Source organism: Arcicella sp. GW458-12-2-14-TSB2, from assembly GCF_059423785.1.
The window spans coordinates 1-25,185 of record NZ_JBWKYN010000006.1 but is presented as its reverse complement, the minus strand read 5'-3'; the positions used below and the strand labels follow the sequence as shown (position 1 = coordinate 25,185).

Sequence of the window (25,185 nt, the reverse complement as noted above, 5' to 3'; positions counted from 1 at the left end):
ATAGTATAAATTTAAAAAGCGTTCTGGAAGTCTTAGGATTTTCAGAACGCTTTTTATTTGAAATATATCAAGTAATTTCTTGTTGATATAACATGATTTTATTGAGGAAATTAAGCATATTCTCACCTATTTATAAAAAGATTGAAGAATAAATATGACATACTCTTTTGTTTTAAATATTTTTCTGTTAATTTTGCACTCCAATCAAATGGTCTTGTGGCCGAGTGGCTAGGCAGAGCTCTGCAAAAGCTTCCACAGCGGTTCGAATCCGCTCGAGACCTCAGAGTTACATCTGATAACTCCGGGAAAACCAAAAAAGTCTTTCAACAACTGTTGAAAGACTTTTTTGGTTTATGACTCTTTCGTTCTAAACAATATTAATAACTGTTAATAAACAGATTGACATTGTTTAAGCTGTTTTAGGAGACTATTGGCGTTATGTTAGAAATCTTAAAGAGTGCCTTCCTACTAAATAAATTATTTAATAACTTTACTCCCGCTTAACATCTTTTTCCCTCTGCTGGAAACTTAACAAATGTTCAGTCTTTTATTTTTAATAATTGGAAATTTACTTGATATTATGTTATGTAAAATCAATCTAAATATTGTTTTCATACTGCAAAAATTTAATTCTTTAGTACCTTTATGAGCGGTTAATTTATAGCGTAGAGCGGTCTTGATATTGTACAAACGAATCAAAGTAAATTTCAATCAAGAAAAAGAGGGAAAATGATACCTTGATTAGAAAGATTCTAAATTGGTATTAGCGATACGAAATTTGCAAAAAATGCACATTAAATTAATTGGTTCATAAATAATCCAATTGTACTTTTGTGACCCGCAAAAGTGTCTAAATAGTAATTTTGCTGAAAAAAATAATTTTGTTCCTCTTATTTCTAGAGGAGTAGTCGAGTTTAGATAATTGAAGAAATTGAATTAAATCTTGTACTTTTATATAAATGTTCTGTTATAAAACGATTATGATAACCATGAAACGCTTGAAAATTGTTGCACTAACGGCAGTTTTAGGCTTCTTCGCCGCAACTGTGAATGTTAACGCACAAGACGTAGCCGAGGGTGAACAAATTTTCAAAAACAACTGTGCTGCTTGTCACAATACAAGCGATGAGACCTTAGTAGGTCCGGGCTTGAAAGGAATTAGCGATAGAAGACCTCTGGACTGGATTGTAAAATGGGTACACAACCCTCAGGCAGTTATTGCTTCTGGCGATAAATATGCTAACGAACTTTATAAGAAGTTCAATCAAGCTCAGATGACTCCTTATCCAAACTATTCTGAAGCTCAAATCAAAAGTGTTATTGCTTACATTGATGCTCAAGCGGCTCCAGCTGCTCCAGTAGCAGGTGCAGCTCCAGTAGCAGGCGCACCAGCGGCGGAAGGTTCTTCAAATGGTGGTATGATGGAATACATCCTTATCGCATTGTTAGGTGTAATGATTCTTGTTTTAGTAGCATTATTATCAGTAGTTTCTTCTCTTACAAAATTAGCAACAATTGATCCTGAATCTGATACTGCTAAAAATGCACCTTTTTTCCAGAAAATTGCTGAAAACGGAAAAAAGTTGGCAGGTAACAGTGCATTCAAAACAGGAGCTGCATTATTGATTACTCTTTTGATTGGTAAAGCAACTATCGATACTGCTTATGGCGTAGGTATCCACCAAGGATATGCTCCAGAACAACCTATTCAATTCTCTCACAAATTGCATGCTGGTCAATACGAAATCAACTGTAATTACTGTCACACAGGTGTTTATAAAGGAAAAGGCGCAAACATTCCTTCTGCAAACATTTGTATGAACTGCCACAATACTATCAAACGTGAATCTCCTGAAATTCAGAAAATCTATCGTTCTTTAGAAAACGACGAGCCTATCCAATGGGTTAGAGTTCACAATTTGCCAGATTTAGCATACTTCAACCACTCTCAACACACAAACGTTGGTGGTTTAGAATGTAAGAGCTGTCATGGTGAAATCAACAAAATGGAAGTGGTAGAACAACGTTCATCATTGACAATGGGTTGGTGTATCGACTGTCACAGAAAGACAGAAGTAAATACGAAAGACAACGCTTACTACGACAAGCTAGTAGAATTACATAACAAAACTAACAAAGAGCCTTTGAAAGTTCAGAACATCGGAGGTTTAGAGTGTTCTAAATGTCATTATTAATCATAATGATTTTTCATTACTGACATTTTAAGTTTATAATCAAGATATTTCGTTATACATATTACATATATGGAAAATAATACAAAACGATATTGGAGAGGGATTGAGGAATTAACTAATGAAGCAGATTTTGTAAAATATGCTCATCGTGAATTTGGAGATGCCCCTACAACAGATGAAAAAGGAAAAGCTATTATTGATGGTACAAATACCAACCGCCGTGACTTTTTAAAAGTACTTGGTTTTGGAGTATCAGCAGTTACTTTGGCAGCTTGTGAAGCGCCAGTGAAAAAAACTATTCCTTATTTGAACAAACCTGAAGATGTAGAACCTACTATTGCCAACTGGTATGCATCTACTTTTACTGATGGAGGTGACTATGCTTCTGTTTTAGTAAAAACACGTGAAGGTCGTCCTATCAAAATTGAAGTAAACCCTCAGTCATCTCTTACAAAAGGTATTTCTGCTCGTATTCATGCTTCTGTTTTGAGCCTTTATGATAACGAGAAATTAAAAGGAGCTTTAATAGCAGGTGCTAGTGCAGACTGGAAAGTATCAGATAAAGAAATTATAGCTGAGCTTACGAAAGTAGCCGCTAAAGGTGGCCAGATTAGAATTGTATCGAATACAATTTTATCTCCAACTACTAAAAAAGTAATTGCTGAATTTATTGCAAAATATCCTACTACTCAATTAGTTACTTACGATGCTAATTCATTGGCAGGTTTAGTACAAGCTAATGGTGGTATTGCTCCAAGTTTTGATTTCAGTAAAGCAAAAACAATCGTTTCGATTGGTGCTGATTTCTTAGGAACTTGGTTGTCAGGTGATGAGTTTTCAGAGCAATGGGCTAAAACTCGTAGAGTAAGCTCTGCTGAAGGTGGTAACAAAGAAATGTCTCGTCATTATCAGTTCGAAACAATTATGTCGATGACTGGTGCTAACGCTGACTATCGTGCAACATACAAACCATCGCAAGAAGGTTTAGTAGTAGCTTCACTTTATAATGCAGTAGCTTCTAAATTGGGTGCTGCAACGATTGCTACTTCAGCCGTAAAAATTGACCATTTAGATAAAGCTGCTGCTGATTTAGTAGCCACTAAAGGTGCTTCATTGGTAGTATCAGGTTCTAATGACCCTGCTGTTCAATCAATTGTTGTAGCTATTAACAGCTTATTAGGTTCTTATGGCGTAACGATTGATGCTGGTTCACCAGTAAGTTACCGTTCAGGTTCTGATGCAGCAATGAATTCATTTATTTCTGAAGCTAAAGCTGGTCAAATTGCTGCGGTAATCTTCTACAATGCTAACCCAGTATATAACCACCCACGTGGTGCTGAATTGGCAGAAGCATTACCAAAAATTGGATTAACGATTTCAACAAACGACAGAGCAGACGAAACAGGTTCGCTTTGTAAATATAACACTCCTGACTCTCACTACTTAGAGTCTTGGAATGATTCAGAACCTAAAAAAGGTTACTTCTCATTCACTCAACCAACTATCTCAACAATTTTCAAGACGCGTCAGGCACAATCAAGCTTCTTAACTTGGGCTGGATTGAATGGAGACTATGCTACTTATCTTGAAAATAGCTGGTTAGGTACGTTAGGTGGAAAAGTGGCTTGGTCTAAAGTATTACATGATGGCGTTTACGAAATAGGTTCTCCTGTATCGGCTGCAACACCAGTTGTAAATATTGCAGAAGCTGCTGCTTCAGTAGCTAAGAACTACAAAGCTACTTCTGATAAAATGGAATTGGCTGTTTACGAAAAAGTAATCATGGGTTCTGGTTCACAGGCAAACAACCCTTGGATTCAAGAATGTCCTGAGCCAGTATCTAAAGCATGTTGGGGCAATTATGCAACAGTATCTTTAGCAACTGCTAAAAAATTAGCTTTAGAACAAGAAGTAGAATTAGATACGCTTGAAGTGGAAGTATTAGTAAATGGTAAATCAGTTGTGTTGCCATTTATTGTTCAGCCTGGTCAGGCAAATGATACTGTAGCGATTGCGATTGGATATGGCCGTACTAAAGCTGGTAAATCAGCTGATGGTGTTGGTGTTAATGCTTATCCATTGACATCAGTAGTTAACGGAAACATTGCTTACTTTAATACAGGCGATGTACAAGTAAAACCTACTGGTAAAACAGCTAAAATTGCTCGTACTCAGACTCACAACACTGTAATGGCTCGTGAAGCTGTTGTTCAAGAAACAGTTTTAGGTGCTTATAAAAAGAATGTTGAAGCTGGACGTTTCAAACCAGAAATTTCAACAGCTGAAGGTAAGAAAACAGCAATGGACATTACATTATGGAATGGCCATAAGTATAATAACCACGCATGGGGGATGGTCATTGACTTGAACACTTGTACAGGTTGTTCTGCTTGTGTGGTTTCATGTAATGCTGAAAATAACATTGCAGTAGTTGGTCGTGAAGAAGTAATTAACCGTCGTGAAATGCACTGGATGCGTATCGACCGTTATTATTCTTCTGATGCAGATGTGGAAGATGTAAAAGGATTAGAACATGCTTCTGAAAATCCAGAAGTTGTATTCCAACCAATGTTATGTCAACACTGTAATAATGCTCCTTGTGAAACAGTTTGTCCAGTATTGGCAACTACTCACTCTACAGAAGGGCTTAATCAAATGACTTATAACCGTTGTATTGGTACACGTTACTGTGCTAACAACTGTCCATATAAAGTTCGTCGTTTCAACTGGTTCCGTTACTACCAAACAGACGAGTATGATTTCCACTTCAACAACGATTTAGGTCGTATGGTGATTAACCCAGACGTAACAGTTCGTTCACGTGGTGTTATGGAAAAATGCTCAATGTGTGTTCAACGTATCCAAGCTGGTAAATTAGAAGCGAAGAAAGAAAAGAGAAGACCAAAAGATGGAGAAATCCAAACTGCTTGTTCTCAGTCTTGTCCTACAAATGCCATTACTTTTGGAGATATGAATGATGAAACATCAGAAATCTCTAAATTATTAGCAGTAGAACGTAAAGGCCGTGCATTTGGTGTAATCGAAGAAATTAATGTTAAGCCAAGTATTTCTTATTTAGTGAAAATCCGTAACAAGGAGGAAGTAGTTAAAAAAGAAGAGGCTAAAGCTGAACACAAAGAACACGCATAATATTGTAGAGAATGATACATTGAAGAGTAATTTTACGAATAGATTTTACTCTTCAATCATTTTTTTTGATCCATCATTGAAATTAAAACTATCAAATATTAAAATATGTCGCACGTAGTATCACCCATAAGAGAAACCCTCGTTTCAGGCGGTAAATCTTATCACGACGTTACAAATGATATTTGTAAGCAAGTAGAAGGGGCTCCAACAAAAGAATGGAAAATTGCTTTTGGAGTATCTCTCGTAGTTTTTGCTTACGGTGCTTATTGTCTATTCTGGACATGGTGGCAAGGAATCGGAGTTTGGGGCTTAAACAAAACAGTAGGCTGGGCATGGGATATTACCAACTTCGTATGGTGGGTAGGTATTGGTCACGCTGGTACGTTGATTTCTGCTGTATTACTATTATTCCGTCAAAAATGGAGAACATCTATTAACCGTGCTGCGGAAGCAATGACAATCTTTGCCGTACTTTGTGCTGCATCATTTATCTTGGCTCACATGGGTCGTCCTTGGTTATTCCACTGGGCATTACCACTACCAAATACATTTGGTTCTCTTTGGGTAAACTTCAACTCTCCATTAGTTTGGGACGTTTTCGCTATCTCAACTTACCTTTCTGTATCTTTAGTATTCTGGTATTTAGGGCTTGTACCTGACTTGGCTACTATCCGTGACAGAGCACAAACTAAAGCATCAAAATTCTGGTACGGTTTGTTTAGTTTAGGTTGGAATGGTTCAGCAAAAACTTGGGCACGTTATGAATACGTTTCTTTGATTTTAGCTGGTATCTCTACTCCACTTGTACTTTCAGTACACACGATTGTATCAATGGACTTTGCAACATCAGTAATTCCAGGATGGCATACTACTATTTTCCCTCCATACTTCGTTGCGGGTGCTATCTTCTCTGGTTTTGCCATGGTGCAGTCTTTATTGTTGATTACTCGCGTAGTATTTAAATTAGAAGACTATATTACGATTGAACACATTGAAATGATGAACATCATCATTACAGTAACGGGTTCTATTGTAGGTATTGCTTATTTAACAGAGTTCTTTATCGCTTGGTATTCAGGTGTTGAATACGAAAGCTACTGTTTTATTAACCGTGCTACTGGGCCTTACTGGTGGGCATATTGGATGATGATGAGCTGTAACGTAATTTCTCCACAACTTTTCTGGTTCAAAAAATTACGCACAAGTATTCTTGTATCATTCATCTTATCTGTGATTGTGAATATCGGTATGTGGTTTGAGCGTTTTGTAATTATCGTTTCTTCATTACACCGTGACTACATCCCTTCTTCTTGGGCTATGTTCTCGCCAACAATGTATGATATTGGTGATTATATTTTCTCATTCGGTTTATTCTTTACGTTGTTCTTCTTATTCGCGAAATTCTTGCCAGTAATTAATATGTTCGAGGTTAAGTCAGTAATGAAAGGTGTTTCTACTAACTATCCTTTCAAGAAGAAACCAGACGGAGAAAAATCTAAAGAAAATGTTCATTAGTAATTAGTTAATCATTTTACTAAAGTACAAATCACAATAACAGAATAACGATTCAAACAATGGATTCAACAGAAAGATATTTAGTAGGAGTATATGATGATGACGAAGAGGTCTTACATGCTGTAACCACAGTAAAACAAAGCGGTGTAAAGATTGAAGAAGTTTATACTCCATTTCCAATTCACGGACTAGACGTTGCAATTGGTCACCCTCGTACTCGTATTCCAATAGCAGCCTTTTTGTTCGGCTGTTTAGGATTAACATGTATATTCTCTTTGATAAACTATACAATGGTTTTCGACTGGCCAATGATTATTGGTGGTAAAGACTTCTTTGCTTTGCCAGACTGGATTCCAGTTTCATTTGAAGGTACTGTATTGTTTACTGCCTTTGGTATGGTGGGTACTTTCTTGGTATCAAACAGCTTATGGCCAGGTAAAAAACCAAGAACTTTCGATTTAAGAAGCACAGATGATAGATTTATTTTGACTGTTAATATGGCAAATAATAAAAAGTCAGAATCAGAAATCGAATCAATTTTGAAAGCAACTGGTGCAATCGAAGTGAACGTTAAGCAATTTTAGTTTATGTCACTTGAAATGATTTTTAAGTGATTGACGAAAAAAATATTTCTAAAATTATGTTTACTAACAAAACAAAAAGTCTTTTAGTAAGTGGGGTCATCGCATTATCACTAACTGCTTGTAAAGACAAACATAACGATCCAGGGACTGAGTTTGCTCCAAATATGTATCATTCGGTAGCATATGAGCCAATGTCACAGTCTGAAGGAGATACAAACCATATCAACCCTTATGGAATGAATATGCGTTTGCCTGTAAAAGGAACTGTACCTCGTAGTAATTTTGGTAAAGCACAAAGCGATTCTGTGAATGCTAAATTACTTCAGATGGATTTGATTGCTCGTAATATCAAATCTGGAGATATGGCTTCTTCTGAGGCTCTATTATCAAACCCATTTGCCCCTACAGAAAAAAACATTGAAGCTGGTAAAGAGCAATATGAAAGATTCTGTCAGCACTGTCATGGTGAAGCTGGAAAAGGAGATGGCCTTGTAGGTAAAAAGTATGCAGGGGTACCTGTATATTCATCTGATGCTTTGAAAGGTGTAAATGATGGACATATTTATCATACAATCACTCATGGAAAAGGTAGAATGTGGGCTCATGGTTCACAGATTTCTTCTGCTGACCGTTGGAAAATTGTATTGTATGTTCATGAATTACAAAAGCAATAGTATTTGCTAAAAATCATTTCGGAGTTTCAGGGTAAACTCTTTAAAAGTATAAAATCAAACTTACAAATTTTATAGTATAATGGCGGAACATTCACATTTTTCCCCAGCTAACGTCGAAGAAACTTTTGAGTTCACGGCGGAGGGTCGCAATAGAATCATTTATGCTTTTGTGGCTGGAGTTGTAGCTCTACTAGTTGGAATTTATTTGTTATCACCTCAGGGGCAAAAACTAATTGAAGCTATTTTTGGACATGCTACTGAACACGGTGCTGAACACGGAGAACACCTTTCTGGTGGGGCAGTTTCTCATCATGGTGATTACGATTGGACTAACCGTATCTGGGCAAACCTTTGGTTGAACGGAGTATATTTTACAGGTATTGCTGTAATCGGTATGTTCTTCGTTTCAATTCAATACCTTGCTAAAGCGGGTTGGTCATCAGTATTAAAAAGAGTACCAGAGGCGTTTCCACGCTTTTTGATGGTAACAGGACCAGTCTTGATTTTAACATTCCTTTTTAAAGGAGACGTTATTTTCCACTGGATGCACCATGGAATTACTGACCCTGCAAGTGAACACTATGATAAAATTATCGCTGGTAAATCAGGATATTTGAATTTTGGGTTCTTCTTAGGAAGAATGGTTGTATTCTTTGTGCTTTGGTTAGTTCTTTGGAACTGGATGCGTAAAAAATCTATTGATGAAGATTTAAACGGTGGTACTACTAATTTTTACGATATGGTAAAAATTGCTACTGGATTCATTGTAGTAATGGGTATTTCAAGTTCAATGTCTGCTTGGGACTGGGTTATGTCTATTGACACTCACTGGTTCTCGACGATGTTTGGTTGGTATATGTTCTCTTCATGGCACGTTACGGGCTTAGCTACGATTACTTTAACAGTATTGTTATTGAAAGATAAAGGTTATATGCAATATGTGAACTTTAACCATTTACACGATTTGGGTAAATTCATGTTTGCTTTCTCTATCTTCTGGACTTATGTTTGGTTCGAGCAATTCTTGTTGATTTACTATGCTAACTTCCCTGAAGAAACTATCTATTTCTTAGAACGTTGGGAAGGACACGACAAGCTTTATAAAGCTACAGAGATTTTGAACGTAGTATTCAACTTCCTTTTCCCATTCTTAATAATGATGACGCGTGATGCAAAAAGAACAGCTATTTTCTTGAAAATCTGTTGTTGCTTCATCTTAGTAGGTCATTATTTAGATTTCTATCAAATGATTATGCCAGGAGTACTTGGCCCACACGGTGGATTTGGACTAGTAGAATTTGGAATGGTTACAATCTTCGCTTCTGCATTCATTTACATTGTATCAAATGAATTAACAAAAGCATCTTTGATTGCTAAAAACCACCCATTCTTGGAAGAAGCTCTTCACCACGATATTTAATTTTTTTGATTTAAAAAAAAATGTTTTATCACAGAAAACATTTTTGATAAACATTTTATTAAGAATTTATAATTAAAATTTGTTTACGAACATGACGTATTTAATAGGACTTTTGTCAGTAATATTCTTGATTTTGGCAATTATGATTGTCAGCAAGAGTATGGCTTTATCAAAAGGTATCAAAGGACAAGATATTGACTCTGATGTACCAGTTGATGGCGCTAACAATCTAAATGCAATTGGGTTCATTATATTCTTGGTTTTAGGTTCTATTGGTGCTGCATGGTCGTTTTTCCACGCAAGACCAGACTTTTTACCAGTTGCCGCATCAGAGCATGGTGTGAAAACAGATAGTATGTTTTGGATTTCAATGGGAGTAATTACTTTCGCATTCTTTGTTACGAATGCACTTTTGTTTATCTTCCCATTTATCTATCGTTACGAAAAAGGAAAGATTGCTACTTTCTATCCTGTTAACCATAAACTTGAACTTATTTGGACTGTAATTCCAGCTATCGTAATGGCTGTATTAGTATTTACAGGCTGGAGAACTTGGAGAGACATTACTTCACAAGCACCAGATAATGCTGTAGTGATTGAAGTGACTGGTCACCAGTTCGGATGGTATGTTAGATATGCAGGTAACGACGATAATAAATTAGGAAATAATAATTACAAATTAATCGACAATACAAATAGCATTGGGATTGACTTTACAGATGAGAAATCATTTGATGATTTTACTGCCAATGAAATGCACATTCCTAAAGGAGTACCAGTATTATTGAAAATCAAAGCTCAAGATGTATTACACTCAGTGTATTTACCTTATCAAAGAGTTAAAATGGATGCTGTGCCTGGGATGCCTACAAAATTCTGGTTTTTACCTACGATTTCTACAGAAGAGATGCGTTATAAAACAGGAAATCCTGATTTCAACTATAAGTTAAACTGTACTGAAATTTGTGGAAGTGGTCACTTTGGGATGTCAATTACAGTTTTTGTAGATGAGCCAGCTGATTATGCTGCATGGTGTAAACAACAAAAGCCGTTTTTAACACAAAACCCAGATTATTTAGCTAAAGTACCTGAAAAATTCAAAGCAAAAGCTCAAAAATACATTGAAGCTCCTGCTGCTGAAGCAGACAGTACTACAGCTACAGAAACAGCCACAGCTGGAACGGCATCTTTACGTTAAACTACTTATTCAAAAAGAATAAATTTTCATTAATTATGGCAACTGCGACACTAAACGCTACAGACGCTCATGCACACGAGCATGAACATGAGCATCACGAGTTAGGCTTTGTTCAAAAATATATTTTTTCAGAGGATCACAAAACGATTGCTAAGCAGTACTTAATTTCAGGTATTATCTGGGCTTTCTTTGGTGGTGCTATGTCAATCATCTTTCGTTTGCAATTAGGCTTTCCTAATATGGATTTAACTTGGTTGAAGCCTGTGTTAGGTCAGTGGATTGTAGATGGAAAATTAGAAAAAGAATTCTACTTAGCACTTGTAACAATGCACGGAACCATCATGGTATTCTTTGTATTAACAGCAGGTTTATCAGGTACATTCTCCAACTTTTTGATTCCACTTCAAATTGGAGCAAGAGATATGGCTTCGGGCTTTATCAATATGTTATCATATTGGTTCTTCTTCTTAGCATCTGTTATCATGTTTGCTTCATTGTTTACTGAAACAGGTCCTGCATCAGGCGGTTGGGTAATTTATCCACCACTAAGTGCATTGCCACAAGCAATGCCTGGTTCTGGTTTAGGGATGACATTATGGTTGACAAGTATGACGTTCTTTATCGTTTCTCAGTTAATGGGCGGTATTAACTACATTTGTACTGTTATTAACCTTCGTACTCGTGGAATGTCATTTACTAAATTACCTTTGACTATCTGGGCGTTCTTCTTTACAGCTATCTTAGGTCTTTTATCTTTCCCTGTATTATTATCAGCAGCGTTATTATTGATTTTCGACCGTAGCTTTGGTACATCATTCTACTTGTCAGAAATCTATATCGGTGGTGAAGCTTTACCAAACGTAGGTGGTTCGGCTATTTTATACCAACACTTATTCTGGTTCTTAGGTCACCCTGAAGTATATATCGTATTACTTCCTGCTTTAGGTATCACTTCTGAAATTATTGCTACTAACTCTCGTAAGCCAATCTTTGGTTACCGTGCGATGATTGGTTCAATGATGGGTATTACAATGCTTGCATTTATTGTATGGGCTCACCACATGTTCGTAACAGGTATGAATCCATTCTTAGGGTCCGTATTTATGTTCCTAACATTGATTATTGCAGTACCTTCAGCAGTAAAAGCATTTAACTATATTACAACACTTTGGAGAGGTAATATCATCTTTACGCCAGCGATGTTGTTCTCTATTGGTCTAGTATCATTGTTTATCTCAGGAGGTTTAACAGGTATCATTCTTGGTAATGCTGCTTTAGATATTAACTTACACGATACTTATTTTGTAGTGGCTCACTTCCACTTAGTAATGGGTGCTGCATCGTTCTTCGGATTAATGGCAGGTGTTTATCACTGGTTCCCTAAGATGTTCGGAAAAATGATGAACAAAAACATGGGTTATGCTCACTTTTGGGCAACTTTCATCGGTGTTTATTGCGTATTCTTCCCAATGCACTATGTAGGTTTAGCAGGTTTCCCACGTCGTTATTATTCATTTACGGCATTAGGTAATGGTAGAATGGAAGCATTTGTTGATATGAACATGTTTATCTCAATCGCTGCTATCTTAACATTTACAGCACAAGTGATATTTGTAATCAACTTTGTATATTCTATCTTCAAAGGGAAAACAGCTCCTCAGAACCCTTGGAATTCAACAACTTTAGAGTGGACTACTCCAGTTGTTCCAGGACATGGTAACTGGGAAGGTGAGATTCCAGCAGTATATCGTTGGGCTTACGACTATAGCAAGCCAGGTTCAGCAGTAGATTTCATTCCTCAGAACGTTCCTTATTCAGCAACACCTGAATCTAACTTACCAGAGGAAAATGAAGAAATTGCGCATGAAAAGGATATTGAAGATTTATTAGATATTCAAAATTCATCTTACAGTCACTAAGATGTAAAAAACCTCTAAGATTGAGAATGTGTTAATTTAGGTCGCCTTAAATTAATATATTCTCAATTTTTCTTTTTAGAAGAATCATTCAGTCGATGCAATAATCATGTTGAATGAATTTGTTTTATCAATGTCATAAATATTCTAATAATGCTTTTTAGAAAATTAGGGATATTAACAATCATTACTATTTATCTGTTAGTGTTGGCAGGTGGAATTGTGAGAAGTACCGGTTCGGGAATGGGTTGTCCTGATTGGCCAAAATGTTTTGGCATGTTAGTACCACCAACAGACGTAAGCCAATTACCCCCTAACTACCAAGAGATTTATGCCGAAAAGTTGCATGGTGAAGTAGAATTCAATGCAACAAAAACATGGATTGAATATGCTAATAGATTAGTAGGAGCGTTTACAGGGTTAGTAGTATTTGCCACATTTATAGCATCAATTTATTATTACTTCAAGAAAGATAGAGTAATCGTTTATTTATCATTTTTAGGAGTTATTTTGATAGGAGCCAACGGCGCATTAGGAAAATATGTAGTTGATTCATTTTTAAAGCCTGGTGTAGTAACTTTGCACATGTTATTAGCAGTGTTAGTAGTATTTGTATTGTTGTATTCGATTGCCAGAGCATGGTCTGAGGTTATTAAAGTTGAAAAAATTGAAAACAAATCAACCTTAAATCGTCTATTGATTTTGACGTTGGTCGTTTCAACCTCACAGGTATTATTAGGAACACAAGTACGAGAGGCAATAGATAAAGTAATTGCTAATCCTTTGTTTGGTTATGATAGAAATACATGGATTGAGCAAATGGGCTTACCCTTTATGATTCACCGCTCATATTCATTGCTTATTCTGGCGTTGCATGTGTATTTAATTGTTTATTTAAAGAAGAATATTAATGCAGAAGGACTGATTTACAAATTCATGATAACATTGTTAGTTATCGTTGTTATTGAAGTGCTATCGGGTATTATTATGGCTTATTTTGGTGTACCAGCATATATTCAGCCCATTCACCTTACGCTTGCGATATTGTCTTTAGGTATTCAATTTATCATTTACTTGTTAACAAATTCAGAACGTGTTTTCAAAGCAAGAACTGAACTAGGCGTAGTAAAGAATTAATTATATTAAAATGAATATTTGATATTCATGCTAGTAAAATGATCTCAAAAGAAGAAAATATTCCAATAGGAATAGCTTTAAAAGTAAAAGCTTATTACGAGTTATTAAAATTTAGATTATCTGCTTTAGTAGCCTTTTCGGGAGCCTTTGGATATTCTTTGGCAGTAGACCATATTGATTGGCAAAAAGTAATAGCGATTAGCTTGGGTGGTTTTTTTATTACTGGTTCTGCCAATATTGTCAACCAGATTAAAGAAAAGGAACTAGATAAGCTCATGAAAAGGACACAAAATAGGCCTTTGCCTACAGGAAGACTGTCGGTAAATGAAGCTACGGTGTTTTGTATCATTTTGCTCATTATTTCATGCTATATCCTATTTATTGAATTTAATTACAAAGCAGGTTTACTGGGCTTACTAAGTTTTCTATTATATGGATTTGTGTATACTCCCTTGAAAAGAGTGGGCCCAATCTCTGTATTTGTAGGCGCTTTTCCGGGAGCTTTTCCTCCGATGATTGGATGGGTTGCTGCTACTAATCATTTCGGTTTAGAGCCAGGTATTTTATTTGCTATTCAATTTTTTTGGCAGTTTCCGCACTTCTGGGCTATTGCTTGGGTAGCTGATGAAGACTATCAAAGAGCAGGCTTCAAGATGTTGCCTAATAACGGACACAAAGACTTAAGAACGGCCTTAACAATGATGATGTACACCATCTTTTTAGTGCCTTGTGGGTTTGTTCCTTATCTTTTGCACATGACGGGCATTAATTCTGCTATGGTAGCCGTATTGTGTGGTGTATTGTTTTTATCTCAGACATTCTATTTGATGTCTAAACCAACGGATAAAGCCGCTTTGATGATGATGTTTGGCTCATTTATATATTTGCCAATTGTGCAGATAGCTTTTTTGATGGACAAGGTATAATTTTGATTTAGAATTGACATTTAATAAATAATGACACAAGAACATTTAGCCAATATAAAGCTAGGAGAGCCCGAAGAAACGCTCTCGATGAACCCAAAGAAATTTATGCTTTGGTTAGCGATAGTTTCCATAACGATGATGTTTGCAGGTTGGACATCAGGTTATTTAGTAAGAAAAGCAGAAGGAAGATGGCATGAGTTCGAATTGCCTCAAATCTTTTGGTATTCAACAATTATTTTGTTTGTAAGTAGTATTTCGATGATTTTAGCAGTCAGTGCTGCAAAAAAAAATAAATTCAGTACACTCAAAACAGCAATTTCTATTACTTTTGTGTTCGGGTTGACGTTTTTAGTAACCCAAGTAATTGGTTTCTCTGATTTAATTAAGAATCAATTATATTTTGCTGGAAGCGATGTAGCGTCTTCATGGATTTATGTTTTAGTGGGCCTGCATGGCTTACACGTATTTTCTGGCTTAATAGTATTATTAGTATCTTTGATTTCATCGTTCAAGTTTACTGCTGAATCAAAAAACCTTACTAGAATCCAATTATGTGCTACTTATTGGCACTTTTTGGATATCCTATGGTTGTATTTATTCTTTTTCTTGTATTTTAATCGTTAATCTGTTTAAATTAGCGAACTTTTAAATAATTAATAAACCCCAAATTATAAAAGATGTCTGCATTACACGCTGCTACTGCCGTTCCTGAAAAATTGACATGGTCGGGTGGTTCAGAACCTTTGAAAGCTAGTTACGGAAAACTAATGATGTGGTTTTTCTTACTTTCAGATACGTTCACTTTCTCAGCCCTATTGGTAACTTATGGTATGATTCGCTTTAGTCAGCCAGCATACACTGGTGAGCATGAAAAGTTCTTCTTTTCTACTGCACACTGGCCAATCCCAGACAAAGTATTCGAAGCGGTTCCATTCTTACATGGTGTTGAAGCTCCATTGATATTTGTGGGAATCATGACATTTATTTTGATTTTCAGTTCTGTTACAATGGTATTAGCGGTAGAAGCTGGTCACCGTGGCGACCGTGCTGATGTTGAAAAATGGATGCTTTGGACAATCCTTGGAGGTTTTACTTTCTTAGGTTCACAAGCTTGGGAATGGACTCACTTTATCCATGGCCCTGCGGACTTAGCTAAAGCAGCTACAGATGCTTTAGGTAACCCTATTGAAGGTGCTAACCTAACACGTAACCCTTATGGCCCTCCTGCATTCGCAGATTTATTTTTCTTTATTACTGGATTCCACGGAACACACGTATTTTCAGGTGTTATTTTAAATATCTTGATTTTCTTTAATACGGCAACAGGTTTATATGAACGTCGTGGACATTACGAAATGGTAGAAAAAGTAGGTCTTTACTGGCACTTTGTAGATTTAGTTTGGGTGTTTGTATTTACATTCTTCTATCTAGTATAATTCGATAACTGTTAATCTAATAATATAATGGCATCACATGATCATTCATCACATGCAGATGAAAAAGTAATTCCACCAGCTCAAACAGGAGCTATCTGGAGAACGTTCTGGATTCTTCTAATCCTTACAGCGATAGAATTCGTTATTGCATTTACTTTACCAGCTAACCATTTTAGAGTTGGTATCTTCGTTGTAATGACAATTGTTAAAGCATTTTTCATTGTTGGAGAATTTATGCACTTAAAGCACGAAGTAAAAACGCTTATTTGGTCTATATTGATACCTACCGTATTCGTGGTTTGGTTATTAACAGCGTTGATTTACGAAGGTGGTCACCTTTATTGATATAACAAATTATGGTGGATAATTGCTTGAAAAAGTGATTATCCACTTATGTTTTAGGTTGACTCAACCCTAAACATGGAGAATGATTAAAGAAAACAATCATGCAAAAGTCTATAAAAGCTGGAATCCTAATCACTGCGTTAGTTGTTCCAGCTTTAATTTTTTTATATTTAAAGGGTTTTGGGGAAAACCATTATGAATTGCCCTATATGATTCCTCTGACGGATTCTACTACAGGCAATGTAATGTTGAAGAAGAATCCGAATCCACGTTGGAACCAGCCAGAAATGGATACTGTATTTCATACGATACCAACTTGGCAATTGATAGATGAAAATGGAACAGCTTTTTCAAGCGAAAGCCTAAAAGGGAAAATATATGTTGCAGATTTTTTCTTTACTAGATGTACTTCTATTTGTCCTAAAATGTCAACCCAACTTACTAGAGTACAAGATACATTTTCGCAGAATGATGAAGTGAATTTTGTTTCTATTTCGGTTGACCCCGAACACGATGAACCAGAGAAGCTGAAAAAATATGCCCAAGAGTATGATGCTATCAAGGGTAAATGGCACTTTTTGACGGGTGAAAAAAAAGTAATATATCCGTTGGCTGTAAAAGGATATTTTATTCCAGTAGCGGATGCTTCAGAATATGATAAAGCAATCAAAAGTCCAGATGAAACATTTATCCATTCTGAAAAGTTAATATTAGTAGATAAAGAAGGGCATATCAGAGGATTCTATGATGGTACTGATAAAAAAGATGTAGATCGCCTAATTTTAGAAATGAGAGTACTATTAAAAATATACGAAACAAATAGCTGAATTAGAAAATCTATAATACAATGAGTTTAGTGATAGAAAAAAACGAAAAGAATGAGAAGCTTGTGAATATTTTGTCGATTGCTATTCCCGTAGCAGTTGCACTGCTTATTGGAGTAAGGACAAAAATTAATTTAGGTGAATGGACAAAAATATTACCACATTTGATTGGTGTACTTAATACAACTACATCAGTTACATTAATTATTGGCTATATTTTTATTAAAAATAATAATATAAAATGGCATCGAAAAATGATGACTTTGTCGTTTATACAAGGTTCTTTGTTTTTGGTTTTGTATATTTTATATCACATATCTAATCCTTCTACACCTTTTGGAGGCGAAGGATTTATTAGACCTATATATTATTTCTTTTTACTTTCGCATATTGGTTTATCTATTAGTGTAGTATGGTTTGTTCTTAGAGCGATGTATTATGCCTTGAGTAATCAGATTGAATTGCATAAAAAGATTGTGAAGTTTACTTTTCCAATGTGGTTATATGTTTCAGTAACTGGTGTGATAGTTTACTTAATGATTTCACCGTATTACAAGTAATTGTTATTACAGAAAAAACTTATGAAAAAATTCGTTTTAACTTCAGTTATATTTTTGGTTTCGGTATCAATGAGTTTGGCACAATGTGCTATGTGCAGAATGACCGTAGAAAGTACCGTTTCAAATGGTAGAAGCCAAATAGCATCAAACTTAAACTTTGCTATTTTATACTTGCTTATAGCCCCCTATTTATTAGTGGCAGTAGTGGGTTATTTATGGTGGAAGAGTTCAAAGAAGAATATGTCGCCTCAAACTATTTTGAGACAACGATTAAGAAAAGCTTTTAGTTAATAAAAAATGGTTTCAGAACACATTCTGAAACCATTTTTTATTCCCAAAGAGGATAATATTCTAAGCGGATTTGCTCACCAAAAAATATTTTAGTTGATGTTTCAAACGATTGTGTATAATCTGAAACATAAAAATGTTTGATGTATGCATTTAAGCCATTCAACGCATGGTTGGTAGATAAAAACTCTTCAACAGATTTAGCAACGATTTCAGAAGTATCCAACACAGTTACAGAATCTTTATAATAATGTTCAATCTGTTTTTTAATTAAAGGATAGTGGGTACAACCCAAAATTAAGGCTTCGATATCAGCTAATTCTTCATTTTTAAGATATTCCTGAATAATACTTTCAGAAATATTATTGTTAAAAAAACCTTCTTCAATCATCGGAGCTAGCAAAGGCGTAGCCAATGATTTTAGTATAATATCTTTTTCAAGGGCATCAGTTTTTTTTCGATAAATATTAGAATTCACGGTTTGTTTAGTGCCAATCAAGCCAATGGTTTTTCCAGCATAGTTTTCTGATAAATAATTAACGACAGGGTCAATTACATTCATTACCTTAGCCTTGCTACCAACATATTCTTTTACAAGTTCGTAAGCAGCGGCAGAGGCTGAATTGCAGGCAATTAAAATGATTTTGCATTTTTGTTGCAACAAGACATTACAAATTTTGATAGAATAAGCCTGAATGGCTGCCGCAGATTTATCGCCATAAGGTAAATGTGCAGTGTCGCCGAAGTAAATGATATTTTCGTTAGGGAGTAACTTGGTTACGGCATGAGCCACCGTTAAGCCACCAATACCGCTATCAAAAATGCCTATCGCAGCAGAAGAATTCATAGAAAAAAGATTAAAAATAAAGAAAATTATGGGCTATAAGCTACTTATGAATAATATCTAGTAAAGAAAATCAATTATTGTTTACAAATTTGAATATTCAATATTTATCGTGCAACCTTTCATTAGTATATTTCATCTTGAAAGTAATTAAGTAAACAAATTGCTCTGAACCGCAGATTTATAAAAAAGCTAAACCAGAACCTTATATCGTGAAACTGATTACTTTATTTCAAACTGAAGAGGCATTAGTGAAAGCTTGTCAAAAAGGCGACCCAAAGGCCCAACGAAGAGTGTACGAGAAGTATTCCCCAAAAATGTTGGGGATATGCTTTAGGTATGTACACGATGAGTTTGAGGCGGAAGAAATAATGATTGAAGGTTTCGTGAAAGTATTTGATAAAATTAATAGTTTTAAATTGGAGGGAAGCTTTGAAGGATGGATTCGACGGATAATGGTGAACGAATCATTGATGTATCTGAGAAGTAATAAAAAAGCCCAATTTGAAGTAAGTTATGATCAAATTCTTTACGAACCCGAACCAGAACAATTTAGAACAGACCTTGAAACAAAAGATTTACTAAAGTTGATTGAGAAGTTGCCGACAGGCTATAAAACAGTATTTAATTTGTATGCGATAGAGGGGTATTCTCATGCAGAAATTGCGGAACAATTGGGGATTACAGAGAGTACTTCAAAATCGCAACTATCAAGGGCAAGAGTAATTTTACAAAATGCAGTAGTTCAAACGATTTAACTCGATTTTGATTAATCGAAAATTATATGAAAAGTCAAGAAAATATCGATAAGTTTTTTGCCGAACGACTACAGCAATACGAGCGTCAGCCACGTAGTGTTGCATGGGAAAAACTACAAGCAAAGCTAGATAAACAAGAAAGCAAACTGATACCATTGTGGTGGCGGTATGCCTCGGCTGCTTCGGTAGCATTATTGCTGGCTTCGGGCATTTATTGGATGAATACTCCGAAAGATTTGGATGCTATCAAGATGGCTTCTAACCCAACAAAAACAATTTCAACTGAAAAGAAAACGGGTGAAATTGCGAAAGATATAGCTTCGCCAATTGCTCATGATAATATTTCGATAGCAAGCAATGCTACAGAAAAGTCTAGAACAAAGATAGTGCCTGATATTAGCACAGAAAAGGCAATTAAAACAGGTAAGACAGGTGCTGAGAAAAATTTAATTAGCACTAAGGATGAACCAATATTGGTGAAAAATATAGCACCAATACAAATACCAAAACCTGAGATAGCACCAAGCACAATTGTTTTAGTAGTAGAGAATACGCCGAAAGTGAATAAAGAGGCAGAGAAAGAAACGATTGTGTTGAATCTGATAGAAACACCAACAGACGCTGTAGCGGAAACAACGCCATTGGACGAAAGTGCTAACAGAAAACCTAGCAAGTTTAATAGAATCTGGCAACAGTTGAAAAGAGCTAAAAATGGTGAGAATGTAGATTGGAAAGAAGTTGGATTTAAGCCCCAAAAGCTATTGGCCAGAGCAGATGCTAAAATAGAGAATGCACTGACAAAAGGAGAAGAAACAGAAAAATAAAAAAATAATTGATGCAACCAGAACTTAAGCAATTGCATCTTAAATACAAACAACAAGTTTTTAGAATAACTACTAATTTAATTCAAAACCAGGGCATGCGGGGATAAGAATTAAGAGTAAAGAAATCTCTAAAAAACCTAAAACAATAAATAAAATCGCCATGGAAACGTACCAAATGAAGAGAGTGATGAGCAAAATTACTTTTTCAATAATCGTATCATTTTTTGTTATCTCAATAACAAGTTTTAAAAGTTTGGCTAACTCGAACGAAAAGGATTCAACCGTAATAAATATCGATAAGCGTAATCAAACATTATTAAACAGTAAAAATCCGAACAGGTCTTTAAAAGAAGATTTACAAGAGTTATTTCAAAAGAATGGAATGAACCTTGACGATGAAACATGGAAAGGAATCCGTAGAGTAGTAAATAGCGAATTAAGTAAAGATACAGTATTGGTAATTGTCCAAAACAATAAGAGTATCAATGTGGCGATTAATGGTAAAACGGATGATACTGCAAGAAATAGCAATACTAGCGTTAATCAATCATCTAATAGAAACGTATCCAATGGAAATAGCGGTGCTAATGTAAAAATAGGGTTAGGTGGTGTACACGTAAAAGATGGTAATGAAGAAGTACATGTAAGCTGGAACGGAGTACTGGTGAAAGATGGTGATGACGAAGTAAAAGTGATGTTGAAAGATACAGCTAAAGTTAATAGAAGAGAACAAGGTTTTAGTAGTCGCTCAGGATTCAATATTTACTTTGGCTTTAATAGCTTTGCTAACACAGGAAGTATCTCTGGAATATATAATACTAAGGATTTTGAATTAAGCCCATTCGGTTCAAGATACTTTGGCTTTGGTTGGACAAGAAGCGGAATGATTAGTAAGGGAACAAAAGCAGCTTTGAAGATAAGCTATGGCCTTGAAGTATCCTGGAACAACTATATGTTCGAAAACAATAACTATTTAGTGAAAGGAGCGAACAATATAGAGTTTGCCAACTATAAAGATGCTGCAGGTAATGTAATTCCACTTTCAAGAAATAAATTAACAGTGGCTAATATCAATATTCCGATAATGCCCTATGTGGCTTTCAGAAAGAATAGTGTAGTTACTTACATTGCTGCTGGTGGATACGTAGGTTATAGAATAGACAGCTATACAAAAACGAAAGAAGAAGATAGTGGTGCTAAGAAATGGAACCATAGTAGCTTCTATTTGAATAATCTTCGTTATGGTTTGGCTTTTGAATTAGGATTGAAAAATTTCCCTGATTTGTTTGTAAACTATGATTTAAACAAATTGTATCAAGATGGCAGAGGCCCAGGCATAAGTGGCGTAAGTTTTGGAATAAGATTATAAGTTAAGGAATATAATTAATTGAGCTTGGCATTTATTGGATATTTTAAATCAAAAATATTCAATAAATGCCAATTTTGTAACTGTCGAATTATCAATGAATTAGAATTTTTTGCGAAAAAAAAGTGAAATTTTTTTTATTTAACGTTTGACAAAATAAAAAATAAACTTACCTTTGCACACTCTTTCACCAGAACGCTAAACGTAAGCAGTTCAAAAGTAGAGAAAATGGGGGTGTACCAGAGTGGCCAAATGGGGCAGACTGTAACTCTGCTGGAGTATTCCTTCGGTGGTTCGAATCCATCCGCCCCCACGATTTGAATGAGTGAATATTTAAATAAACGTTTAAAATTCAATACTCAATCATCTTCACTATTATAAGAGTAAGCGGGAGTAGCTCATTTGGTAGAGCGATAGCCTTCCAAGCTATAGGTGGCGGGTTCGAGCCCCGTCTCCCGCTCATAGGGAACAATAGTAAGTGGTTAGTTGTTAATTAGTTAATAGTTATTAGTTTAGCTAAAAACGATTAACAATTAACCTCTTATAATTTCTAAGGGTTAGGTTTCTGAAAATGCCTTTGTAGCTCAGTGGTAGAGCACTTCCTTGGTAAGGAAGAGGTCGGCAGTTCAATCCTGCTCAAAGGCTCGAATCAATTTGAAGATTGTTTTAATTTGAAGATTTGAAAGTTATTTTGTTGTTTTTACAGAATAAGTTAAAATGTTTTCAAATATTCAAATCCTCAAGTTTTCAAATGTAAAAAGTATCAAACAATTATTTAAATAAAACTAATTAAGAACTAAATATCATGGCAAAAGAGAATTTTGACCGTAGTAAGCCCCACGTAAACATTGGTACAATCGGTCACGTTGACCACGGTAAAACTACATTGACTGCTGCAATCACGAAAGTATTGTCAGAAAAAGGACTTGCTGAGAAAAAAGATTTCTCATCAATTGACTCGGCTCCTGAAGAAAAAGAGCGTGGTATCACTATCAATACTGCTCACGTAGAATATTCAACAGCTAACCGTCACTATGCACACGTTGACTGTCCAGGTCACGCCGATTACGTGAAAAACATGGTAACTGGTGCTGCTCAAATGGATGGTGCTATCATCGTAGTTGCTGCAACTGACGGTCCAATGCCACAAACTCGTGAACACATCTTGTTGTCTCGCCAAGTAGGTGTACCTCAATTGGTTGTATTCATGAACAAAGTGGATATGGTTGACGATCCAGAATTGTTAGAATTAGTAGAAATGGAAATCCGTGAATTGTTATCATTCTATGAATTTGATGGAGATAACATTCCAGTAATCCAAGGTTCTGCATTAGGTGGTTTGAACGGTGAGCCGAAATGGGTTGCTACTATCGATGCATTAATGGATGCAGTTGATAACTGGATTCCACTTCCTAAGCGTGATGTTGATAAGCCTTTCTTGATGCCAGTTGAAGACGTATTCTCGATCACAGGTCGTGGTACTGTTGCTACTGGTCGTATCGAAACTGGTATCATCAACTCTGGTGAAGCAGTAGATATCTTAGGTATGGGTGCTGAAGGCTTGAAATCAGTTGTAACTGGTGTTGAGATGTTCCGTAAAATCCTTGACCGTGGTGAAGCTGGTGATAACGTAGGTTTATTGTTACGTGGTATCGACAAAGAATCTATCCGTCGTGGTATGGTTATTTGTAAGCCAGGTTCTGTGAAGCCTCACACTAAATTCAAAGCTGAGGTTTATATCTTGTCTAAAGAAGAAGGTGGTCGTCACACTCCATTCTTTAACAAATATCGTCCACAATTCTATTTCCGTACAACTGACGTAACAGGAGAAATCATGTTGCCAGAAGGAGTAGAAATGTGTATGCCTGGTGATAACTTAACTATCTCAGTAACTTTATTGAACAAAGTAGCGATGGACAAAGGTCTTCGTTTCGCTATCCGTGAGGGTGGACGTACAGTAGGTGCTGGTCAGGTAACTGAAATTTTAGACTAATTTTTAGCTAAAAATAGATTGAGAGCGTTGCAAATATGTAACGCTCTCTTTTTTTAGAATAAATTTGTCAGTATTTTTTTTGCAAGTTTAGGATAAACAACTATCTTTGCAGTCGATTTACACGGGAATAGTTCAATGGTAGAATGCGGGTCTCCAACACCCTTGATCAGGGTTCGAATCCTTGTTCCCGTGCTTAGTTTAAGTTCCAAGTTTTAGATTTTAATTTTACTTACATTGTTTATAATGTACTAAATTTAAAGCCTAAAATATTGGAACTTAAAAGTTTATAAGCACCACATTTTTGCTTTATAAATAGTGTAAATTATTAGCTTAATTACGAACAATAGAAACCATGAACAAATTACAACAACTTGTTAAAGAGTCTTGGACAGAAGTTACAGAAAATGTAACATGGCCTAAATTTTCAGAATTACAGGCAAGTTCAACACTTGTATTAGTGGCATCTTTAATTTTTGCATTGGTGGTTGGTATGATTGACTTTCTTTTCAAGTCTGGATTAGAGTATTTCTATCAATAATTTTAATTGAAGTTTCGGAATGCGGATTTAGCGATAAATCTGTTGGGATGTTACATCAATTCAAAATCTATCATGGCAAACCGAAATTTATACTCATACAATGGCAGAGACTAATTGGTACGTTCTGAGGGCAGTTTCAGGGCAAGAAAAGAAAATAAGGACTTATCTCGAAAATGAAATTACGAGACAAAGTCTTCAGGATTATATTCCACAGATTATTATTCCAACAGAGAAAATATTTGAAATGCGTAACGGTAAAAAAACCGTGCGTGAGAAAACTTTGTTTGCTGGATATATTTTTGTTGAAGCAGATATTAAATATGGTGAAGTAGCCCACTTAATTACATCAATGCCGGGTGTTATTGGCTTTTTAAGCTGGAATGATGGTAAGACATCAAAAACACCTATCCCATTGCGTGCTGGCGAAATAAAACGTATTTTAGGTAAAATGGATGAGGCTGTGGCTGTTGAAGAATTAGCACCAACGTCGTTCTCTAAAGGCGAAACTATCAAAGTTATCGATGGACCATTCTCAGGATTCGAAGGTTCTGTGGAAGAAATATTTGATGATAAGAAAAAATTAAATGTTATGGTTAAAATATTTGGCCGTAATACTCCAGTTGAATTGAACTATTCTCAAGTAGAAAAATAATCAATATCAGCATAAGCAAAAAGAGGAATATCTATCATAGAT

General features: G+C 35.6%; 23 protein-coding genes and 5 tRNA genes. 27 read left to right on the top strand and 1 reads right to left on the bottom strand.

Annotated elements, in window-relative coordinates; all coding sequences use genetic code 11:
• Positions 1-210: 210 nt before the first annotated feature.
• The 17 genes from AC07XN_RS01535 to AC07XN_RS01455 all read left to right on the top strand — a co-directional run bounded on the left by AC07XN_RS01535 (position 211) and on the right by AC07XN_RS01455 (position 18,171).
• A tRNA-Cys gene (locus AC07XN_RS01535) sits at positions 211-281 on the top strand.
• Positions 282-989: 708 nt separating this feature from the next.
• On the top strand, positions 990-2,195 hold the full coding sequence (locus AC07XN_RS01530; RefSeq protein WP_309914951.1) for a cytochrome c3 family protein: 1,206 nt from the start codon (positions 990-992) through the stop codon (positions 2,193-2,195).
• A gap of 69 nt (positions 2,196-2,264) precedes the next feature.
• Complete coding sequence (locus tag AC07XN_RS01525) at positions 2,265-5,345, top strand: TAT-variant-translocated molybdopterin oxidoreductase (RefSeq protein ID WP_494741791.1); 3,081 nt, start codon at positions 2,265-2,267, stop codon at positions 5,343-5,345.
• A gap of 105 nt (positions 5,346-5,450) precedes the next feature.
• Positions 5,451-6,860, top strand: a complete 1,410-nt coding sequence (nrfD, locus tag AC07XN_RS01520) for an NrfD/PsrC family molybdoenzyme membrane anchor subunit (RefSeq protein ID WP_309914956.1) — start codon at positions 5,451-5,453, stop codon at positions 6,858-6,860.
• 59 nt (positions 6,861-6,919) lie between these two features.
• The gene (locus AC07XN_RS01515; RefSeq protein WP_309914958.1) at positions 6,920-7,444 is read left to right on the top strand and encodes a DUF3341 domain-containing protein; all 525 of its coding nucleotides are present in this window, start codon (positions 6,920-6,922) and stop codon (positions 7,442-7,444) included.
• A 56-nt stretch (positions 7,445-7,500) separates the two neighbouring features.
• Complete coding sequence (locus tag AC07XN_RS01510) at positions 7,501-8,118, top strand: c-type cytochrome (protein WP_309914961.1); 618 nt, start codon at positions 7,501-7,503, stop codon at positions 8,116-8,118.
• Between the two features lie 79 nt (positions 8,119-8,197).
• On the top strand, positions 8,198-9,538 hold the full coding sequence (locus tag AC07XN_RS01505) for a quinol:cytochrome C oxidoreductase (protein WP_494741790.1): 1,341 nt from the start codon (positions 8,198-8,200) through the stop codon (positions 9,536-9,538).
• Between the two features lie 91 nt (positions 9,539-9,629).
• Positions 9,630-10,736, top strand: a complete 1,107-nt coding sequence (locus AC07XN_RS01500) for a cytochrome c oxidase subunit II (RefSeq protein WP_494741789.1) — start codon at positions 9,630-9,632, stop codon at positions 10,734-10,736.
• 35 nt (positions 10,737-10,771) lie between these two features.
• Positions 10,772-12,655: a cytochrome c oxidase subunit I gene (locus AC07XN_RS01495; RefSeq protein WP_309914968.1), complete on the top strand. Its 1,884-nt coding sequence runs from the start codon at positions 10,772-10,774 to the stop codon at positions 12,653-12,655.
• Between the two features lie 150 nt (positions 12,656-12,805).
• Complete coding sequence (locus AC07XN_RS01490; RefSeq protein WP_494741788.1) at positions 12,806-13,789, top strand: COX15/CtaA family protein; 984 nt, start codon at positions 12,806-12,808, stop codon at positions 13,787-13,789.
• A gap of 38 nt (positions 13,790-13,827) precedes the next feature.
• Positions 13,828-14,715: a heme o synthase gene (gene cyoE, locus AC07XN_RS01485; RefSeq protein WP_309914974.1), complete on the top strand. Its 888-nt coding sequence runs from the start codon at positions 13,828-13,830 to the stop codon at positions 14,713-14,715.
• 30 nt (positions 14,716-14,745) lie between these two features.
• Positions 14,746-15,339 (top strand): cytochrome c oxidase subunit 3, encoded by a 594-nt coding sequence (locus AC07XN_RS01480; protein ID WP_309914978.1) that lies wholly within the window; start codon positions 14,746-14,748, stop codon positions 15,337-15,339.
• 53 nt (positions 15,340-15,392) lie between these two features.
• Positions 15,393-16,151, top strand: coding sequence for a cytochrome c oxidase subunit 3 (locus tag AC07XN_RS01475; protein ID WP_494741787.1), 759 nt, complete (start codon positions 15,393-15,395; stop codon positions 16,149-16,151).
• 27 nt (positions 16,152-16,178) lie between these two features.
• Complete coding sequence (locus AC07XN_RS01470; RefSeq protein WP_309914983.1) at positions 16,179-16,496, top strand: cytochrome C oxidase subunit IV family protein; 318 nt, start codon at positions 16,179-16,181, stop codon at positions 16,494-16,496.
• A 101-nt stretch (positions 16,497-16,597) separates the two neighbouring features.
• Positions 16,598-17,323, top strand: a complete 726-nt coding sequence (locus AC07XN_RS01465; protein WP_309914987.1) for an SCO family protein — start codon at positions 16,598-16,600, stop codon at positions 17,321-17,323.
• 20 nt (positions 17,324-17,343) lie between these two features.
• The gene (locus tag AC07XN_RS01460; RefSeq protein ID WP_494741786.1) at positions 17,344-17,880 is read left to right on the top strand and encodes a DUF420 domain-containing protein; all 537 of its coding nucleotides are present in this window, start codon (positions 17,344-17,346) and stop codon (positions 17,878-17,880) included.
• Between the two features lie 21 nt (positions 17,881-17,901).
• Positions 17,902-18,171 (top strand): hypothetical protein, encoded by a 270-nt coding sequence (locus tag AC07XN_RS01455; RefSeq protein WP_309914993.1) that lies wholly within the window; start codon positions 17,902-17,904, stop codon positions 18,169-18,171.
• Between the two features lie 37 nt (positions 18,172-18,208).
• Here the strand turns inward: AC07XN_RS01455 and murI are convergent, their stop codons facing one another.
• Positions 18,209-19,015, bottom strand: a complete 807-nt coding sequence (gene murI, locus AC07XN_RS01450; protein ID WP_494741785.1) for a glutamate racemase — start codon at positions 19,013-19,015, stop codon at positions 18,209-18,211.
• Between the two features lie 206 nt (positions 19,016-19,221).
• Here murI and AC07XN_RS01445 point away from each other — a divergent pair, with 206 nt between their 5' ends.
• The 10 genes from AC07XN_RS01445 (at position 19,222) to nusG (ending at position 25,143) form a co-directional block, all read left to right on the top strand.
• On the top strand, positions 19,222-19,770 hold the full coding sequence (locus tag AC07XN_RS01445) for an RNA polymerase sigma factor (protein ID WP_407654651.1): 549 nt from the start codon (positions 19,222-19,224) through the stop codon (positions 19,768-19,770).
• A gap of 26 nt (positions 19,771-19,796) precedes the next feature.
• A complete protein-coding gene (locus AC07XN_RS01440; RefSeq protein WP_494741784.1) occupies positions 19,797-20,594 on the top strand; it encodes a hypothetical protein in 798 nt (265 codons plus the stop codon).
• A 160-nt stretch (positions 20,595-20,754) separates the two neighbouring features.
• Complete coding sequence (locus tag AC07XN_RS01435) at positions 20,755-21,963, top strand: outer membrane beta-barrel protein (RefSeq protein ID WP_494741783.1); 1,209 nt, start codon at positions 20,755-20,757, stop codon at positions 21,961-21,963.
• A gap of 227 nt (positions 21,964-22,190) precedes the next feature.
• A tRNA-Tyr gene (locus AC07XN_RS01430) sits at positions 22,191-22,273 on the top strand.
• Between the two features lie 74 nt (positions 22,274-22,347).
• Positions 22,348-22,420: transfer RNA gene (locus AC07XN_RS01425), tRNA-Gly, on the top strand.
• A gap of 113 nt (positions 22,421-22,533) precedes the next feature.
• A tRNA-Thr gene (locus AC07XN_RS01420) sits at positions 22,534-22,605 on the top strand.
• A 160-nt stretch (positions 22,606-22,765) separates the two neighbouring features.
• On the top strand, positions 22,766-23,953 hold the full coding sequence (tuf, locus tag AC07XN_RS01415) for an elongation factor Tu (protein WP_309915007.1): 1,188 nt from the start codon (positions 22,766-22,768) through the stop codon (positions 23,951-23,953).
• Between the two features lie 121 nt (positions 23,954-24,074).
• Positions 24,075-24,145, top strand: a tRNA-Trp gene (locus tag AC07XN_RS01410).
• A gap of 160 nt (positions 24,146-24,305) precedes the next feature.
• On the top strand, positions 24,306-24,491 hold the full coding sequence (gene secE, locus AC07XN_RS01405; protein WP_309915010.1) for a preprotein translocase subunit SecE: 186 nt from the start codon (positions 24,306-24,308) through the stop codon (positions 24,489-24,491).
• A gap of 100 nt (positions 24,492-24,591) precedes the next feature.
• Entirely contained in the window at positions 24,592-25,143 is a 552-nt protein-coding gene (gene nusG, locus AC07XN_RS01400; RefSeq protein WP_309915013.1) for a transcription termination/antitermination protein NusG, read from the top strand.
• Positions 25,144-25,185: the final 42 nt, after the last annotated feature.